Genomic DNA, 17827 nt, shown 5'->3' with positions numbered 1-17827 from the left:
GAATCGGCGTGGAATCCAAGGGGTACGTCCCCGGAGAATTCCGGATGAATTCACGCGCCGTTCGGCCACCGCGTCAAATGCGGGCCCCCAGGTGCGTCACAAGCCGCGACCAGCGTTCCTATGATTGGGGGCACCCCCGGCCGAAGGCCGGGTGAAGACACCGGGACCGGCTCCCCCTGCCTGGGGCGGCCCAGGCCGAAGGACCAGCGGCTGGGACTGTCTCCGCGGGCCGCGAGGCCCCGAACGGAAGGGGGAGGTCTGCGGTGCACGGCGGCGGCGCGATGGTGGAGGGGTCGATGACTCAGGGGGCCGGTCAGGGACCCGACGTATGGCACGGCGGGACGGCGGCACACGGCGAGGTGACCGGCGCGGGCACGCCCGCCGTACCTCCGGCGGGCACACCCGCCGCGCCACAAGGTCTCGAACAGGACCCGCACACCGCGCGGGGCGTGCCCGTGCAGGGCGGTCCGGCCCCGAGCGCGCCCGCGCGCAGCGCGCCGGTCCCAGGCGCCGCGCCGGAAGCCGTCGCGCCACCCCGCCCGGCGGCCCCCGCCACCCCCGTACCCGGCTCCGCCCGGCCCGTCGAACCACAGACACCCGGCGGCCCGCTGCTGTCCGGCGGCCCGGCAGCGTCCGGCACCGCGCACCCCCTCGCCGCGCCTCCCGGTGTCCCGGTGCTCAACGGCCCGACGTGCGGCGCCCCCGCGCCGGATGCCCCTGCGTCCGGCGGTCCGGGCGGCCCCGGCGAGCCGAGCGGGCCGACCTTCGGGGGGCCGGGGAGTTCCGGAGGGCTTGAGGTGCCGAGCGGGGCCGAGGACGCGGACGAGGTGTCCGGGCGGGCGGAGCTGCCGGAGGAGTACACGCCGACGGCGCGCGACCTGCCGGTCGTCGGCGCCATGGCCTCCGTCGCGGGCATGCCCGAGCCCACCATGGTCGATGTGCCCGTCGGCGCGGTGGTGGGCAACGACGGCGAGGGCCCGCTCTACGTCGTCGGCGACGTGCACGGATACCTCGACGAACTGCGCGCCGCGCTACGCCAGTTCGGCATCATCGACTCCGAGGACCGCTGGGTGGCGGGCAACGCGCGCCTGTGGTTCCTGGGCGACTTCACCGACCGGGGCCCCGACGGCATCGGCGTGATCGAGCTGGTCATGCAGCTGTCGGCCGAGGCCGCGGCGGCCGGTGGCTACTGCAAGGCGCTGATGGGCAACCACGAACTGCTGCTGCTCGGCGCCAAGCGGTTCGGCGACACCCCCGTCAACTCCGGTGCCGGCACCGCCTCCTTCCAGGCCGCCTGGCTGCTCAACGGCGGCCAGCGCACCGACATGGAGCGGCTGGCCGACCACCACCTCCAGTGGATGTCCCGGCTGGATGCCATCGCGCTGGCCGACGGGCACCTGCTGGTGCACTCCGACGCCACCTGCTACATGGACTACGGCGACACGATCGACGACGTCAACGACGCCATCACCACGGCCCTCCAGCGCATGGACGCGGAGGAGACGTGGGACCTGTTCCGCAAGTTCACCAAGCGCTTCGCCTTCCGGGACGAGGGCTCGGGCCCCTCGGCGGCGCGCGAGCTGCTGGACACCTTCGGCGGCAAGCGGATCGTCCACGGACACAGCCCCATCCCCTACCTGCTGGGCGAGGTGGGCAGCGAGGACGGCGAGCGCGAGGCGAGCGTGCCGCGGATCACGGGGCCGCACGTGTACGCGGACGGACTCGCGGTCGCCATGGACGGCGGGGTCACCATGGCCGGAAAGCTCCTTATCGCGCAGCTGCCCCTCGTGCAGTGAGGGGCGCACGGGGCGCACTTCGCCGCGCGTTCTGATTCGCGCACGGATTCCAGGGCAGACGCTTCCCAGAAGTGATCGGCTGGGGGGCATCGCTATGGCGGGTCAATTCTGGAAACTCTCTGTCACTGAGCGCCCCGGGCGCTCTACCATCGGCCTTGCCGAAACTGAGTTCTCCGCCTGCTGACCTGCTCCGCCCTCGACCGGCCCACCCAGGCCCTACGGAGCATCGGGGGATGCACATGAACAGCGCTCCGCACCTGCTGCGCGAAGACCGGCCCGAGTTCGAGCGGGTCCTCGACGAGGCTCTGCGTACCGCACACCGCCGCTACGACCTCGCCACGATCGGCCAACGGCTCAACGCCGAGCAACTGCGCACCATGGCGCTCAGCGCCGCCACGGCGATCGCCGCGTGCGCGGAGGACGAGTACCGCCAGTTCGTACGCCTGCGCGAGGAGCTGCGCCACCCGGACGGCGACGATCCGGGCGGCGACGGTCTGAGCGGCGCGCATCCGGACAGCGAAGGTCCGGACGGCCGGGGTCCCGACGGCGACGATCCGGACGGCCCGGGATCCGGCGCGCGCGTGAGCGCGAGCGCGAGCGTCGGCAACAGGCTGGCGGGGGCGATGGGCGGCGGAGCGCCGGCGGACGGGACGGGCGCCGGGCTGATCGCCATGGTCTCGGTGCTGGCCCCGGTGCTCGCGGGCACGGCTGCCGTCATCTTCCTGACGCTGGGATACGCGCTGCACCTGCTGACGCCCGAACCCACCGTCGCGGGCCCGATCCGCAGCGTCGGCTGGGTGTTCGCGGCGCTCGCAGCGGCCGGGATCCTGATCGCGATGGCCGGCCTGCTGCTGGCGGCGATGCGCAACGGCGCCGGGGCGGCACGCGCCCCCGTCGCGCACCAGGCCGCCGGTCCGGACAGCGGGCGGGCGGCCGAGGAGGTGGCGCTGGCCCGCGCGGCCTGGCGCACGGCGCTGCTGGAGAGGGGCATCGTGCCGTTCCTGCGGGAGGCGCTGGCCGACCCCAAGGGCTCCGAGCAGGCGCCGACCGCGTTCGTCCCGCGGGAGAGCCGGCTGGGCTACTCCCACCCGGGCTTCTCCAGCCGCCCCTCCTCCGAGTCCCCGGACCGGAACGGGTCCCGGCCCCGCTTCAGCAGCCCGGACTACTCCAGCCCCGACTACGGCGGCCCCGACAACCGGCCCGACTGAGCCGATCGGCCGGGCCGCCGCTCCTCGCGCGGGCGGCCGTCAGCGATCCCCCGTGCGCGCCTCGTCCAGGGCGCGGCGGATGTCGGCCACCAGATCCGCGGCGTCCTCGACACCCACCGACAGGCGGATGAACCCGTCCGGTACCGCGTCGCCGCCCCAGCGGCCCCGGCGCTCGGCCGTCGAGCGCACCCCGCCGAAGCTGGTGGCCTCCCCCACCAGCCGCAGCGCGGACAAGAACCGCTCCGCGTGCGCCTTGTCGGGCAGCGTGAAGCCCACGACGCAGCCGTACCGGCTCATCTGACGGGCCGCCAGCTGGTGTGCCTCGTCCCCGGGGAGCCCCGGGTGGCGCACGCCGCTCACCTCGGGGCGCGCCGTCAGCGCCTCGGCTACGGCCAGCGCGTTGCCCGCCTGCCGCCGCGTGCGCACATCGAGGGTGGCCAGCGAACGGTGGGCGAGCCACGCCTCCATCGGGCCGGGGATCGCGCCGACCGTCTTGCGCCAGGCCCGCACCGAGGCGGCCAGCTCCGCGTCCCGGCACACGACATAGCCCAGCAGCACATCGCCGTGCCCTGTCAGCGCCTTGGTGCCGCTGGCCACCGACAGATCCGCGCCCAGTGCGAAGGGGCGCTGGCCGAGCGGGGTGGCCAGGGTGTTGTCCACGGCGACGAGTGCGCCCCGCTCGTGCGCCGCGTCCGCCAGGCGGCGGATGTCGCACACGTCCAGTCCCGGATTGGAGGGCGTCTCCAGCCACAGCAGCCGCGCCCCGTCGAGCGCGTCGAGCCGGCCGGGCTCCTCCCAGCCACCGGTGGGCGCCGTCCGTACCTGGACGCCGAAGCCTTCGAGCCGGTCACGCAGCGCGGCCAGCAGGTTGTAGCCGTCCGAGGGCAGCACCACCGTCTGGCCGGGGCCGAGCTGGGAGAGCAGCACGGCGGAGATCGCCCCCATGCCGGAGGAGAAGACGACCGTCTCGGCCGCCGGGTCCTCCGGTGCCTCCAGCTCGGCGACGGCCCGCTCCAGCGCGGTCCAGGTGGGGTTGGCGTCCCGCCCGTAGGTGTAGGGGGCGCCCTCGATGTCGCCCGGCAGGTGGAAGTGCGCGGCGAAGACCGGGCCCGGCAGCGGGGGAGCGTACGGCTCCTCCCCGGGCAGGCCCGCACGCACGACGCGGGTCCCGTCGGCGTCGGCGGCCGGGCCGTGGTCCCGCTCGGGTCCGGTCAGCGGACCGTCCGCGTCCTGTGCGCTCATGTGCTGCTGCCTCTCCTTGGTGGTGGGAGCGCCCCCGAAGGGGCGCGGGGCTCAGGTACCGGGGTCGCGCCCCCGAAGGGGCGCGGGGAACTGCGCGACCAGCCCACCACACACCCGCACCCGGCAGCGGGCAGAAAGGGGCGACCCCCTGCCCACACGTCAGCGGAGACCGAGCGCCGAGCGGGCCGCGGCGCCACTCTGCGCACCGTAGCCACCGCCGAACAAGACCGCGTGTGCGAGCAGGTGCTGGAGCTGGTGGAGCGGCACCCGCGCCGCGCGCCCCGGCACCGGGCGCACCTCCTCGTACGCGGCCAGCAGCCGGGGCAGTTCGGGGCAGCCGAACAGGGCCAGCAGCGCCAGGTCGGTCTCCGGGTGGCCGCCCTGGGCCGCCGGGTCGATCAGCCGGGCGCGGCCTCCCGGCGGCTCCGCCGGGGAGGGCCCGGCGCCGGAGCCAGCGCCCCCGCCGTCCGCCGCGGCCCAGTGCACGTTGCCCGACCACAGGTCGCCGTGGATAACGGCGGGCGGCTGCGGCGGGCCGGAGATCTCCGGCCCGCCGAGCTGTTCGCACAGCTGCTCCACGGCCCGCGCGTCGGCGGGCGCGATCCGCGCGCTGTCCACGGCGGCGCGCAGCAGCGGCAGCAGCCGGTGCTCGGCGTGGAAGGCGGGCCAGGCGGACGGTTCGGTCACCGGTTCGCGGGGCGAGGTCAGCGGCAGCGGGCCCAGGTAACAGGGCTCGCCCGGGGTGCCCCAGGAGGGTGCCGGGGTCTCGTGCAGCGCGGCGAGATCCCGGCCGAGCCGCTCGGCCTGCGCGGGGCCGGGGACGCCGGGCGGCACCCACTCCAGGACGAGGACGTCGCGCTCGCACGCGTACACCTCGGGCACGGCGACGGCGCCCGTGGCGCGCAGCCGGGCCAGACCGGCGGACTCGGCGGCGAAGAAGTCGGCGGGCGCGCTGTCGAGGGACTTGGCGAAGACGGTGCTCCCGTCGGCCAGTTCCACCTGGTAGGCGTCACAGATCGAGCCGCCGCCGACCGGGCGCGCCGTGCGGACGGCCCGGCAGAGCAGCTCCCCCGCCCGCGCCGCGGGGGCGGGCGGGGGAGCCGAGGGGGACGAGGGCGGGGGCGGAGGCGGCATCAGCCGGCCTCCCGCGTCTCCACGGCCGCCGCCACCTCGGACAACAGCCCCGGCATGGCCGCCTCCACCAGCTCCAGGCACTCCTCGAAGCCGCTCACACCGCCGTAGTACGGGTCGGGAACGCTCAGGTCACCGCGCCCGCTCCCCTGCGCGGCGACGGCCTCCGGGTCGTAGGAGCGCAGCAGCCGCACCTTGGCGGACTCCTCCCGGCGGCGGGCGAGGGCGCGCAGCTCGCGCGCGTGCCCCTCATCCAGCGCGACGATCAGGTCGTCGTCCTCGAACCAGGCGGGCTCGAACCGGCGGGCCTCATGGGTGAGGTCGTATCCCGCGGCCTCCAGCACCGCGCTCGTCCGGTGGTCGGCCGGGTCGCCGAGGTGCCAACTTCCGGTGCCCGCGCTGTGGGTCAGCACCAGGTGGTCCAGACCGGCGTCCCGCACATGGGAGCGGAAGACGGCCTCGGCCATGGGGGAGCGGCAGATGTTGCCCGTACACACGAAGCAGACGCGGTACATCGCCCCGCCCCCTCAGTCCCGGTCCCGGTCCAGCACCAGGTTCAGCGCCCAGGACACGACCGAGATGATCAGGGCGCCCAGGAACGCCGTGCCGAAGCCGTCCACATGGAAGCCGACGTCCAGCTTGCCCGCGACCCAGGAGGTCAGCATCAGCATCAGGGCGTTGATCACCAGCGTGAACAGGCCCAGCGTCAGGAGCAGCAGCGGCAGCGAGAACAGCTTGACGACCGGCTTGACCACGAAGTTGACGACGCCGAAGATCAGGGCGACGACAATCAGCGTCAGCGTCTTCTTGCCCCCGTCGTCGCCGGTCACCGCGATATCGCCCAGGAGCCAGGTCGCCACGGCCAGTGCCGCCGCGTTGGCCAGCGTCTTGATGAGGAAGTTCGTCATGCTGAAATCGTTGCAGAAGCAGGCGTCAACGTCACAAGGGGTGTGGATAAGTGGTGCGGGCAGGCGTACGGACGAGGGCGCGGACCAGCGTGCGGGCAGGCATGCGAACCGGCCTGCGGGGGGCGGAGACGGAGCGCGGGGTGAGCCGGCCGTGAAGGAGTTCCGGCTGGAGGAGCTGGAGGCCGAGCGCGCCGTGAACGACGGCGCCTACCTGCGTTTCCTGCACGAGCGCAACATGTCCGTCGGCCTGTACGCGCTGAACGCGGGCGAGCCCGACCGGCAGCAGCCGCACCTCCAGGACGAGGTGTACCTCGTCGTCAGCGGGCGCGCCTCGCTGACCGTGGGCGAGGAGACGACGCAGGTCGCGCGGGGCAGCGTCGTCTATGTGCCCGCCAAGGTGCCGCACAAGTTCCACCACGTCTCGGAGGACCTGCGCGTGCTCGTGGTCTTCTCCCCGCCCGAGGGCTGAGCCCCGGCCGGAGGGCTGGGGCAGGGAGCCGGGGCGGAGGGCTGCGGCGGGGAGGGGGCGGAGGTGCGGCTTCAGGGCTGCCGCTTCAGGGGTGCCGCTTCAGGGTTGCCTAGGGGTCAGGTTCAGGGGAGGACCGGGGCCGCGGCAGCCCCACGGCCTTGCGGAGCCGCTTAGCATCAAGGCCAGAGGGCAGGAAATACCTTCGGACACCCTCGGATACGGAGCACAGAGATGAGCACGAAAGGCACCCTCTCCGGTCTGCCCTGGTGGGTGAAGTGGGTCGTCATCCCGGTGATCGCGCTGGCCGTCTTCGGCGGCCTGATCACCAGCTTGATCGGATTCGTCATCGGCCTGCTGTTCAAGATACTGATCTTCGCCGCGCTGGTCGGCGGCGTCATCTTCCTGGTACGCCACTTCACTTCGGCTTCCTCCTCCTCCCGCGGCGGCTGGTGACCGGAGCACGCCCCGGCACACCGGCACCGGAGGCCGGGGCGGGGACGGAGGATCCGGGTCCGGGTCCGGCGGGAACACCGCCGGACGGTCCCGGAACGGGCTGGCCGGGCACGGTCCCGCCCCTGGGCACGGCGCCTGCCACAGGCCCGCCACCCAAGGGAACGGCAGCCCCGCCGGGCCCGGAGCCGGCTGTTCCCGGACCGGCCGCCCCCACGGGCTCCGTCCGGCGGCGGTCCGCCGAGACCACCAGCGCGGCCAGCAGCGTGGTCACCGGCACCGAGGCCACCAGGCCGATCGAGCCCACCAGCGTGCGGACGATCTCCTCGGCCACCACCTCGCTCGTCGCCACCATCGACACGTCGCTGCGCGCGATGGAGAACAGCAGCAGCAGCGGCAGCGCGGCACCCGCGTAGGCCAGCACCAGCGTGTTGACGACGGACGCGATGTGGTCGCGTCCGATCCGCATCGCGGAGCGGTAGATCTTCCGCCAGCTCGCTCCCGGGTCCGCCTCCTTCAGCTCCCACACTGCCGAGGTCTGAGTGACCGTCACATCGTCGAGCACCCCGAGCGAGCCGATCAGCACCCCCGCCAGCAGCAGGCCCCGGATCTCGATGCCCGGGTAGAGCCCGTGCACCAGGCCCGTCTGGTCGTCGGTGTTGCCCGTCAGCTGGGCCCAGCCGATGAACAGCGAGCCCAGTAGCCCGATCAGCAGCAGCGAGACCAGCGTCCCCAGCACCGCGACCGACGTCCGCGCCGACAGCCCGTGGCACAGGTAGAGCGTGGCCAGCATGATGGCGCTGCCCCCGACCACGGCCACCACCAGCGGGTTCGAGCCCTGGAGTATCGCGGGCAGGATGAACAGGGTCAGCACCGCGAAGCTGATGACCAGCCCCACCAGCGCCAGCACCCCGCGCAGCCGCCCCACCAGCACGACGACGAGCGCGAAGACGACGGCGAGCAGCACCATCGGCAGGTCGCGGTTCGCATCGACGACGCTGTACTGGAGGTCGCGGGGCGCCTTTTCGGCGTACCCGACCACCACCCGCTGGCCGACGGTGTAGGTGCGGGTGGCGTCCGGGGTGACGACCTCGGTGAAGGTGCGGCCCTTGTCCTTGCCCTCGGTGACCTCGACGGTCGCCTTGTGGCAGCTCTTCCGCGGGCTTCCGTCCGACGGCCCGCCACCGCTCTCCCCTCCCGCACCGCCCCCGGCGCCGCCCGAGCCGCCCGCCGCACCACCCGACTGGGCAGGCGGCCGGGCGACGTTGACGTCTCCGCAGCGCACCTCCGCCAGCTTCGTGATCTTCGCGGCGAAGGTCGGCCGGTCGAAACCGACCCCGGAGTGGTCGTGCACATGCCCCGGCGCCCCGCCCGGCCACAGCACGACCAGCGCGACCAGCACCGCCAGCGCGAACGGGATGAGCACCGCCGCGACGACCTTGCGCAGGTGCCGCGAGACGGGCGCGGCCGGACCGTGGCTGTGAGCGTGTCCGTGGCCGTGGCCGTGGAAATGGCCGGGGGACGGGCCGTCGTGGTGGTGGGCGCGGGAGTGGGTCACCGCCCGATCATCGCAAGAACCGGGGGTGCGGGGTGTTCAGTCCGGGCGGTGTGCCGTTAGCGTAGAGACGCCTTTGCACATCGCGGGAGCTCCGAGCACGGGGCTGAGAGGGCGCTGACCTCCGTGGAGAAGACCACGGACACGGCTGCGCCGACCGCCGAACCTGTTACCGGGTAATGCCGGCGTAGGGAGTGGGTCTCATGACCACGCAGGACGCACACGCGCGCGCTCAGAACACGGCGGACGCGGCGAGCACGGCGAATACCGCCGACGCGACGCACACGACAGGCGCGATCGGCTCGCACAAGGGATACCTGGACGGGCCGCGCGCCGACATCCGGGTGCCGGTCCGCCGCGTGCACCTGACCAACGGCCAGGACGTGACGCTCTACGACACCTCCGGGCCGTACACCGACCCCGCCGTCGAGACGGACGTGCGCCGCGGCCTCGCGCCGCTGCGCGAGAACTGGATCATCCAGCGCGGCGACACGGCCGAGTACACCGGGCGCGAGCCGCGCCCCGAGGACGACGGGCTCAAGCACACCAGCCCGCGCGGCGGCACCCTCCGCGGCCGGGGCGAGGAGGGCGACCTGCGGGGTCTCGACGCCGTCTTCCCCGGCCGCCCCCGGCAGCCGCGCCGGGCCCGCGAGGGGCTGTCGGTCACCCAACTCGCGTACGCCAAGCGCGGGGAGATCACACCGGAGATGGAGTACGTCGCCCTCCGCGAGAGCCTGGCACCCGAGTACGTCCGCGACGAGATCGCGGCAGGGCGTGCCGTCCTCCCCGCGAACGTCAACCACCCGGAGAGCGAGCCGATGGTCATCGGCAAGAACTTCCTGGTGAAGGTCAACGCCAACATCGGCAACTCCGCCGTCACCTCCTCCATCGAGGAGGAGGTGGAGAAGATGACCTGGGCCACCCGCTGGGGCGCCGACACCGTGATGGACCTGTCCACCGGCCGCAACATCCACACCACCCGCGAATGGGTACTGCGCAACTCCCCCGTGCCCATCGGCACCGTGCCGCTCTACCAGGCGCTGGAAAAGGTCGACGGCAAGGCGGAGGAGCTGTCCTGGGAGGTCTACAAGGACACCGTCGTCGAGCAGTGCGAGCAGGGCGTCGACTACATGACGGTGCACGCGGGCGTCCTGCTGCGCTACGTGCCGCTGACGGCGCGGCGCAAGACCGGCATCGTCTCGCGCGGCGGCTCGATCATGGCGGCGTGGTGCCTGGCACACCACCAGGAGTCCTTCCTCTACGAGCACTTCAGCGAGCTGTGCGAGATCCTGCGCGCCTACGACGTGACGTTCTCCCTCGGCGACGGGCTGCGCCCCGGCTCCATCGCGGACGCTAACGACACCGCGCAGATGGCAGAACTGGACACCCTCGGCGAGCTGAACCGCATCGCCAAGGCGCACGACGTGCAGACCATGATCGAAGGTCCCGGGCACGTCCCGATGCACAAGATCAAGGAGAACGTGGACCGCCAGCAGGAGATCTGCGAAGAGGCCCCCTTCTACACCCTGGGCCCCCTCACCACGGACATCGCGCCCGCCTACGACCACATCACCAGCGGCATCGGCGCCGCGATGATCGGCTGGTGGGGCACGGCGATGCTCTGTTACGTCACCCCGAAGGAACACCTGGGGCTCCCCGACCGCGACGACGTCAAGACCGGCGTGATCACCTACAAGATCGCCGCCCACGCCGCGGACCTGGCCAAGGGCCACCCCGGCGCCCAGCACTGGGACGACGCGCTCTCCGACGCGCGCTTCGAGTTCCGGTGGGAGGACCAGTTCAACCTGGCCCTCGACCCGGACACCGCCCGCGCCTATCACGATGCGACGTTGCCGGCGGAGCCGGCGAAGACCGCCCACTTCTGCTCCATGTGCGGGCCCAAGTTCTGCTCGATGAAGATCTCCCAGGAGATCCGCGAACAGCACGGCGCGACGATGGACGAGGTGGAAGCGGGAATGGCGGAGAAGTCGAAGGAGTTCGCGGCTGCGGGGAACCGCGTGTACCTGCCGCTGGCTGACTGAGCGGAAGAGACCGGAAAAGACCCCGAAAGAGACCCGAAAAGACTCCACGAGTCCCGGAGAGAGGGGAGCGGGGCGAAAGGGGGAGAGGAAGCGGCCGTCTCCCCCGCTGGCCGTCTCCCGGCTGAGAACCCTCAGCTCATGCCACGACCGCCTTGCCCCGGACCCTGCCCCAGCCCCTGCCCCCGGCCTTGACCTTGGTCCCAAGGCCGGGGCTGCGCGCCACCGCTGAAGCGGCGCGCGGAACTCCCCGCAGGGGCCTGGGCAGCCCCGGCCTGGTTTCCCGTGAAACCTCGGCGACTAGAGATCGGAGCCCAGGTCTCGTCCCGGCAGGACGTAGACAAGAGCGCCCGTCTCGTCCGCCCCGCTCTGCCGGAAACAGCCGTGCCGCAGCATCAGCCGCAGGGCTGCCAGCACCTGGTGCTGCGGCAGGCCGGTGCGCGTGACCAGGTCCTCCGTGCTGACCTTGGCCTCACCGTCCGTCGTGAGCAGGCCCGCCATGAGCGCGGCGACCGGCCATACGTCCTTGGTGATCACCAACTGCTTGCGTTCCCGGAGGGAGGGGAGGGAGACGGCTCCGCCGGTGGGAGAGGCGGCCCGGGGCAGGGAGCCGGCCTGGTCCGCCACAGGCGCCGCGCCACCGGCGATCCGCGCCAGCAGCGCGACGATCTCCCGTTGCTGAGTCAGCATTTCACTCTGCTGTTCCAGTAATTCCCGCTGGAAGCGCCGGTCTTCGTGCCGCTGGGCCAGCCACTCCTCGTCCAGGCGCAGGTTGTGCTCCTCCAGCCGCACGATCGCGTCGGCGACTTGGCCGGGCATGGCGTACACCGTGGGAGCGCCGGGGTCGCGTGGCTGTACCTCTGCCTTTCCGAGGGAGTACGAACCCTCGCGCTGGATCGCGACCACCACTTCGGTGATCCAGTTCTTGAACGGCTCGCACTCCCGCTTGACGCACCCGTTCACGAGCCGGATCAGCCCGTTGAGACTCAGCATCACCATGGATTTCTTGAAGCCCTGACCTGCGGGAAGGCTCCAACCCTCACGGGAAATGAGGGTTTCGAGAGTGGATCGCATCGTGGCGGGGACGTGTCGTCGCAATGCCTCGCTAGGGTTGCTGTGGCCTAGCTCCCGGCTCACATCCACCGCCGGGAACCAGTGCCTCCCGTCCGGTGTCGTCAGACGCCGGACCCGCGCGCCCGTCGCCGCGTAGACGAAGTCACCGATCTCGATGGCATCTTGACGCCGCACCGCCCCATCCGGGGGCGGCATATGCTGCTCGCGCATGAGCATCACCCCCGACGCTCACACAAGCAGGCGAACGGGCAATAATCGGGCCGGTGAGCGTACGTTGACCCGTACGGATGACCGACGGCAGCACAAAGGGCGGTTCGTGGCTCCCCCCTCGTGTCACGAACCGCCCGGCGCTACGCGCGAAGCAGCGCTTACACAAGGCTAGTTGACTGTGCGTCAGTGTCCAATCACAGTATCGGCATAGACCTATCGAGATATTTATCGTTGCAACACGCACAGTGACAAAAACGGAGTCCCCGAGTCGGGGTGAACTTCGGAGGCGCTATGGATCTGGCACTGCTGCGCACGTTCCTCGCGGTGCACCGGGCCGGGTCCTTCACGCGGGCCGCCGCGCTGCTCGGCGTCTCGCAGCCCGCCGTGACGGGACAGATACGGACGCTTGAGCGGCAGTTCGGACGGCCGCTCTTCCTGCGACAGGCGCGCGGTGTCACGGCGACCACGGTCGGTGAGGAATTGGCCCATCAAGTGGCCCCGCATCTCGACGCGTTGATGGAGATCACCGAGAACCGGCTGGGCGAGGAGACCGAGGGACGCACCCTCCACCTGGTCGGCCCGCCGGAGTTCACCTCGCTGCGCGCGCTGCCCGCGCTCGCCCCGCTCATCGAGCAGGGCATGACCCTGCGGGCCGCCTTCGGCTCGGCCGAGGAGAGCCTGGAGGGTCTCGCCGCCGGTCACCACGACCTCGCGCTGAGCACCGCGCGCCCGCGCGGCGAACTCCTCACCGCCACCCCGCTGTGCGACGAGGAGCACCTCCTGGTCGCCGCGCCCCGCTGGGCGGCGCGCCTGGGCGGGCCCGCCGTACTGCGGGCCAAAGGGGCCGGGCCACTGGCGGGCGTACCCGTGATCGACGTCCACGAGAGCATGCCGCTGACCTCGCGCTACTGGGCCGCCGTCTTCGACGCGCGGCCCGTGCACAACGGCGCGCTGGTCGCCCCGGACCTGCGGGCCGCGCTGGAATGTGTGGCGGAGGGCGCGGGGCTGGCCGTACTGCCCCGCTATCTGTGCGTCGAAGCGCTGGACGAGGGCCGCCTGGTGGCGCTGTTCGACCCGCCCGTGCCGCCGCTGCGCACGTATTTCCTGAGCGCGCGCGCCGGTACGCTCGCGCACCCGCACATCGCGCGCGCCCACGAGTGGCTGCTGCGCGCCGCCGTGCACTGGTGAGAGCCGCCGGTGCACTGGTGGGAGCCGGCGCACCCGGAGAGGGCGGGCCGGGCGCGGCGTACCGGGTTTGGTCGCGTCCGGCGCGGGCCAAACCTCACCCATGTCCGACGAACGACCCGTGCTCAAACGCACCGCCCGCGCCATCCTCCTCGACGGCCCCGACGACGCCGGGCCCGGCGAGCTGATCGTCATCAAACGCACCAAGCCGGGCCGCGAGCCGTACTGGATCACCCCCGGCGGCGGGGTCGAGCCCGGCACCGACCGCACCGTGATGGAGGCACTGCACCGGGAGGTGGACGAGGAGTTGGGGGCGAAGGTCGCCGATGTGGTGCCCGCCTTCGTCGATACCGTCCAGGATCCCGAGGAGACGCCGGGCGGCGTGAAGGTGCAGCACTTCTTCGTCTGCCGGCTGGTCTCCATGGACCCCACCCGGCGGCACGGGCCCGAGGTGGAGGAGCCGTGCGGGGAGTACGAGATCGTCCGCCTCCCCTTCACCCCGGAGGGCGTCACCTCGGTCGAGGTCGTGCCTCCGGCGCTGCGCGCCTACCTCGCCGCCAACATCGAGGGAGTACGCGCGCTGCTGGCGTCCGACCTGGGGTGACGGCCGCGACGCCGGATCCGGCCTGATGCGGTCCGGTTCAGCCTGGTTCAGCCGAACCAGCCCTGGAACGGGGCGGGTTCGCGCTCTTGCCCGCGCCGCCGCGCCTCATCCAGCGCCCGCTCCGCTTCCCGCTGCCAGGCGGAGACGTCCGGGAACTGCCCGGCTCCGTTGCCGCTTTTGCCGTTGTTGCCGCTGTTTCCGCTGTTAGCGCCGTTCCTGGTGTTGTCGCCCCGCGCCGATATCGCGGCGGAGACCGCCGAGGTTGCGGTGGGCGCGGCGGACGCAGGGGGGAGCGGGATGGGCCTGGTGGGCGGATCCGTGGGAGCGGCCGAAGCCGTGGGGGTGACGGGGTGCGTGGGGGTGACGGGGTGTGTGGGGGTGACGGGGTGTGTGGGGCCGGTCGGGTCCGTCGGCACTGCCGGGCCGGTCGGCGTTGGCGGCCAGGTGAGGGCCATCGGCGTGGGCGGCGGCATCGGCGTGGCCGCGTGCCGCGGGCGGGGCGCGGGCTGCGTCGCGGGAGCCGTCGCCGCGTCCGGCCGCCGGACCTCGGCGGATTCCGTGGTACGAGCGGCGGCCACCGGGGTCTCGGCCGGTGCGGGGGCAGTGGACAGCGCGTGGGCCGCCGGGTCCGTCGCGGGGACGGGGGTCACCGGACCAGCGGACTCCGCACCCGCCGCACGCTGCGCACCCGTCGCGCTCTGCGCATCCCGTGCGTCCCGCGCGTCCCGTGTCTTCCGGGCCTCGCGTGCGTCCCGGCCCGCGCCGAAGAAGTCGCCGCCCTTGCGCTTGTAGTCGTCGGTGCCCCACTCGCGGGCGGTGCGGCGCGGGGCCTTCTGGAGGTGGGGGATGTGCTTGGCGCAGTGGATGTACGCCTCGCGCACGTCCACCCGTACCCACAGCAGGGCCCGTCGGCCCGGTACCGGGTCGGGGGGGAGGTCGGGAACCCAGGGGCGGAGTTCGGCGTCGTCGAGGACCTCGGCCCGGCCGTTGATGTGCAGGCCGATCCTGGCGCGGACGAAGTCGATGAGCAGGATACCCAGGTGGGGGTTCTCCTGGATGTTGCCGAGGCTGGCGTGCACCCCGTTGCCCCGGTACTCGGGGAAGATGAGCGTCCGCTCGTCCAGCACGCGCAGGAATCCGGGGGGCCCGGCGCGGAAGCTGCTGTCGCACTCGCCGGAGCTGTCGGCGGTGGACAGGAAGAACATCTCCTGCTGGCTCGTGAACTCCCGCATGCGCTCGTTGAGATGGTCGAGCACCTGGTCGTCGTAGAACCGTCCGGCGCGGCCGTCCGAGCCGAGCCGCCGCTGGAGGGCGTGCTCGCCCTCGCTGCCGGGGCGGGGCCGTGGGGGGCCGTGCCCTTCTCCGCGTCCTTCGTGCCCGTCCGCCGTACTCACCGCCACGCAGTTCTTTCCTTCCTCAGCCGACACGCGCTAGCCGCCTGCCGGCGTCAGCGCGTCCAGGGAGTCGTGCCGTATCCGATGGGTGGGGATACCGAGCCCCACCAGCGTCTCGACCCCGCTTCTGATCATTCCGGGCGGCCCCGAGAGGTAGCCGTCGTAGGACAGCCACGGCCCGTATCTGCGCACCGCCTCCGGGAGCTGCCCCGCCAGTGCCTCGCCGGGGGCGGGGCCCGCCGCGACGACCGGGCGCACCGACAGCCAGCCGTAGCGCTCCTGGAGACGCAGCATGGGGTCCAGGTCGTAGAGGTCGTGGTCGGTGCGCGCGCCGTAGAAGACCTCGACCGGGCGGGGTCTGCCCTGGCTCGCGACGTCCTCGACCAATGCCTTGATGGGGGCGATGCCGGTGCCGCCGCCCAGGCACAGCAGTCCGCTGTCGGCGCCGTGGTCCACGGTCATGGAGCCGGCGGGCGGGCCGAGCCGCAGTACGTCACCGGGGCGGGCCCGCTGGACCAGCGAGGTGGAGACCCAGCCGGCCGGAACGGACTTGATGTGGAAGGTCAGCAGCCCGTCCGGGCGGGGTGCGGAGGCGAACGAGTAGTGCCGCCACACGCGCGGCCACCAGGGCGTCTCCAGGCTGGTGTACTGCCCGGCACGGAAGGGGTACGGCTGGTCGGGGCGGACCGTGAGCACGGCGATCTCGGGGGTGCGCCGCTCGTGGGTGACGATCTCCGCGTCCCACCAGGCGGGCGCGCGGGCCTCGTCCTCGGCCGCCGCGTCGATCATGATCTGGGAGATCGCGGTGTACGCGCGCACCCACGCTGCCTCGGCGCGCGGACCCCAACTGCGCGGCGCGTACTGGCCGAGCGCGGCCATCAGGGCCTCGCCGACGGCCGGGTAGTGGGTGGGGAGGGTGCCGTATTTGCGGTGGCCCCGGCCCAGGCCCCGGAGGTACTCGACGAGCACCTCGGGGTCGTCGTAGAGCCGTACGGAAGTCAGCAGCGCGCGGAAGAGCCGGTCGCGCTGGCCGTCCATGGCGGCGGGGAACATCTCGCGCAAATGCGGGTGCTGGACGAACAGCAGGGCGTAGAAGTACGCCGTGGCCGCGTCCGAGGAGCCTTCCAGTTCCGTCATCGTGGCCCGGATCAGCTCCGAGTCCTCGGCGGAGCGGGCGGCGAGGATCCGCTGGGGCGAGGTCGCCGGTCCGGGAGCGGAGGTCCGCTGCGGCGCCGGTACGGGCCGGGGCGCCGACGCCGGGAGGGGCTCGGGTATCGGCCCGGACGCGGCTGCGGCCCCGGACGACGCGGGTACGCGCCGCAGCGCCGGTACGTCGCGTTCCGCCGGTACGTCACGTTCCGCCGATGCCTCACGTTCCGCCGACGCCTCGCGCTCCAAGGGCCGCTCCAGGGGCCGCTCCGCGGGTGCGGCATCGGACGGCGGGGAGAACCATCCCCGCTCACCGCTGCCACCGGCGGACGCACCGTCGCTGCCCGACATGGTGGTCATGCTCGCCTCGCCTCGTGCTTCTCCGGACGGTCTGTGCACATCCGTGTCCCGGACGTTCCGGTATTCCGACCCCCCGAACACCGAGCGAGGAAACCACCATTGCAGCCCTTACAGCACGATGCGGGACCGACCATACCGTGAGGTCTTCACTTCACAACCCCTGTCCGTGGTTCCACCGGAATTCCGTGATTCCGGCCACGGAGCGTGAATTACCGTGCAACGGAAACGAGTCGATAGGCGTCTCGCAGATCGCGACCCGTGTACGCGTAGGAAGCGACCGCACGCACATGGTGGTCGGCGTTGACGGCTACAGAGACCGGCACGGCCGCGAACAGCTCGGTGTCCGACAGGGAGTCGCCGTAGGCTACACAGTCCTGCGGCAACACCCCGAATTCGGCACAGAGTTTCTTCGCCACCTTCACCTTCGCGGCAGGCGTCAGAATCCCGGCGGGATCCACCGGACGCGACGGATACCGCGTACTCACCGTGCTCCGCGCACTTTGCGTACCCCTGCTCCCGTCCGGGATTCCGCACGGTACCTCGGGCCAGCGCGAACCGTACGCGGCGTGTGCGCCCCAGTCGAGCAGCCCCCGCACAAAGAAATCCGGCGAGAGCGAAATAACCGCACAGCGGTCCCCACTCGCCCTTATCTCCGCCCAGACCTCGCGAATACCCGCCAGCCACGGCGCCCCCGCGAAGGCCGCCGCCACCACCTGGTCCGTCAGCCCGGACCACAGCGCGCAGGCGCGCTCGGCGTACTGCGGGGGGCTCAGCTCGCGCGCCGCGAAGGCCCGCTCCAGCGCGCGGATCTCCCGCTCGACGCCGAGCTGTTGGGAGATCTCCACGGCGGCTGCCGAACCGTACAGCAGCGTGCCGTCGAGGTCGAAGAGGTGCAGCCGGGGGCGAGTGCGTACCGGGTCGTCCGCGGGTGTCATACGGCGATCGTACGAGCGGGCGGCCGTACCCGGCACCGGGCAGCCGGGAATAGTCCCGCCGTCGGGCCGCCCGGGGCGCTCCGGAGCCCCCGAGCGCCCACCCCGTCCGTTCCGGCCG

16 protein-coding genes are annotated in these 17827 nt (G+C 72.5%); 7 read left to right on the top strand and 9 right to left on the bottom strand.

All coding sequences use genetic code 11. The features are described 5' to 3' along the window. Window positions 1-296: 296 nt before the first annotated feature. Window positions 297-1796: a metallophosphoesterase gene (locus ABD339_RS12770; RefSeq protein WP_344565380.1), complete on the top strand. Its 1500-nt coding sequence runs from the start codon at window positions 297-299 to the stop codon at window positions 1794-1796. 233 nt (window positions 1797-2029) lie between these two features. Beyond that, entirely contained in the window at window positions 2030-3004 is a 975-nt protein-coding gene (locus tag ABD339_RS12765) for a hypothetical protein (RefSeq protein ID WP_344565378.1), read from the top strand. 39 nt (window positions 3005-3043) lie between these two features. Here ABD339_RS12765 and ABD339_RS12760 read toward each other — a convergent pair whose 3' ends face one another. From ABD339_RS12760 to ABD339_RS12745, 4 genes are all read right to left on the bottom strand, one after another. Continuing rightward, window positions 3044-4246, bottom strand: a complete 1203-nt coding sequence (locus ABD339_RS12760; RefSeq protein WP_344565376.1) for a cystathionine gamma-lyase — start codon at window positions 4244-4246, stop codon at window positions 3044-3046. A gap of 159 nt (window positions 4247-4405) precedes the next feature. After that, entirely contained in the window at window positions 4406-5380 is a 975-nt protein-coding gene (locus ABD339_RS12755; protein WP_344565374.1) for a fructosamine kinase family protein, read from the bottom strand. Beyond that, entirely contained in the window at window positions 5380-5892 is a 513-nt protein-coding gene (locus tag ABD339_RS12750) for a low molecular weight protein-tyrosine-phosphatase (protein WP_344565372.1), read from the bottom strand. Before ABD339_RS12750 ends, ABD339_RS12755 begins: the two co-directional genes overlap by 1 nt. Before the next feature lie 12 nt (window positions 5893-5904). After that, window positions 5905-6285, bottom strand: coding sequence for a phage holin family protein (locus ABD339_RS12745; RefSeq protein ID WP_344565370.1), 381 nt, complete (start codon window positions 6283-6285; stop codon window positions 5905-5907). Between the two features lie 151 nt (window positions 6286-6436). Here ABD339_RS12745 and ABD339_RS12740 point away from each other — a divergent pair, with 151 nt between their 5' ends. Together ABD339_RS12740 and ABD339_RS12735 are read left to right on the top strand one after the other, a co-directional pair. Continuing rightward, window positions 6437-6754, top strand: a complete 318-nt coding sequence (locus tag ABD339_RS12740) for a cupin domain-containing protein (RefSeq protein ID WP_344565645.1) — start codon at window positions 6437-6439, stop codon at window positions 6752-6754. Window positions 6755-6985: 231 nt separating this feature from the next. Then, window positions 6986-7207 carry a DUF5326 family protein gene (locus ABD339_RS12735; RefSeq protein WP_344565368.1) on the top strand — a complete coding sequence of 74 codons (222 nt, stop codon included), beginning with the start codon at window positions 6986-6988 and terminating at the stop codon, window positions 7205-7207. Here the strand turns inward: ABD339_RS12735 and ABD339_RS12730 are convergent. Further along, window positions 7170-8762: a YibE/F family protein gene (locus ABD339_RS12730; RefSeq protein ID WP_344565366.1), complete on the bottom strand. Its 1593-nt coding sequence runs from the start codon at window positions 8760-8762 to the stop codon at window positions 7170-7172. The two genes, ABD339_RS12735 and ABD339_RS12730, sit on opposite strands and share 38 nt — an antisense overlap. 200 nt (window positions 8763-8962) lie before the next feature. Between ABD339_RS12730 and thiC the strand changes: the two genes are divergently transcribed. Next, window positions 8963-10801: a phosphomethylpyrimidine synthase ThiC gene (gene thiC, locus ABD339_RS12725; RefSeq protein WP_344565365.1), complete on the top strand. Its 1839-nt coding sequence runs from the start codon at window positions 8963-8965 to the stop codon at window positions 10799-10801. 297 nt (window positions 10802-11098) lie between these two features. Here thiC and ABD339_RS12720 read toward each other — a convergent pair whose 3' ends face one another. Further along, entirely contained in the window at window positions 11099-12082 is a 984-nt protein-coding gene (locus tag ABD339_RS12720; protein WP_344565364.1) for a BRO-N domain-containing protein, read from the bottom strand. Between the two features lie 291 nt (window positions 12083-12373). Here ABD339_RS12720 and ABD339_RS12715 point away from each other — a divergent pair, with 291 nt between their 5' ends. After that, the gene (locus ABD339_RS12715) at window positions 12374-13270 is read left to right on the top strand and encodes a LysR family transcriptional regulator (protein ID WP_344565362.1); all 897 of its coding nucleotides are present in this window, start codon (window positions 12374-12376) and stop codon (window positions 13268-13270) included. A gap of 100 nt (window positions 13271-13370) precedes the next feature. Further along, window positions 13371-13871 (top strand): NUDIX domain-containing protein, encoded by a 501-nt coding sequence (locus ABD339_RS12710; protein ID WP_344565361.1) that lies wholly within the window; start codon window positions 13371-13373, stop codon window positions 13869-13871. A gap of 47 nt (window positions 13872-13918) precedes the next feature. On the opposite strand, the gene ABD339_RS12705 is transcribed toward ABD339_RS12710, so the two are convergent. The 3 genes from ABD339_RS12705 to ABD339_RS12695 form a co-directional block, all read right to left on the bottom strand. After that, entirely contained in the window at window positions 13919-15271 is a 1353-nt protein-coding gene (locus tag ABD339_RS12705) for a pyridoxamine 5'-phosphate oxidase family protein (protein WP_344565360.1), read from the bottom strand. 30 nt (window positions 15272-15301) lie between these two features. After that, a complete protein-coding gene (locus ABD339_RS12700; RefSeq protein WP_344565359.1) occupies window positions 15302-16774 on the bottom strand; it encodes a globin domain-containing protein in 1473 nt (490 codons plus the stop codon). Between the two features lie 209 nt (window positions 16775-16983). Next, on the bottom strand, window positions 16984-17709 hold the full coding sequence (locus ABD339_RS12695; RefSeq protein WP_344565357.1) for an HAD family hydrolase: 726 nt from the start codon (window positions 17707-17709) through the stop codon (window positions 16984-16986). Window positions 17710-17827 lie beyond the last annotated feature (118 nt).

Source organism: Streptomyces axinellae, from assembly GCF_039532135.1.
Classification (GTDB): Bacteria; Actinomycetota; Actinomycetes; order Streptomycetales; family Streptomycetaceae; genus Streptomyces; species Streptomyces axinellae.
Note: the sequence above shows the minus strand (reverse complement) of the source record. Positions and strands in the feature narration are given on the sequence as shown.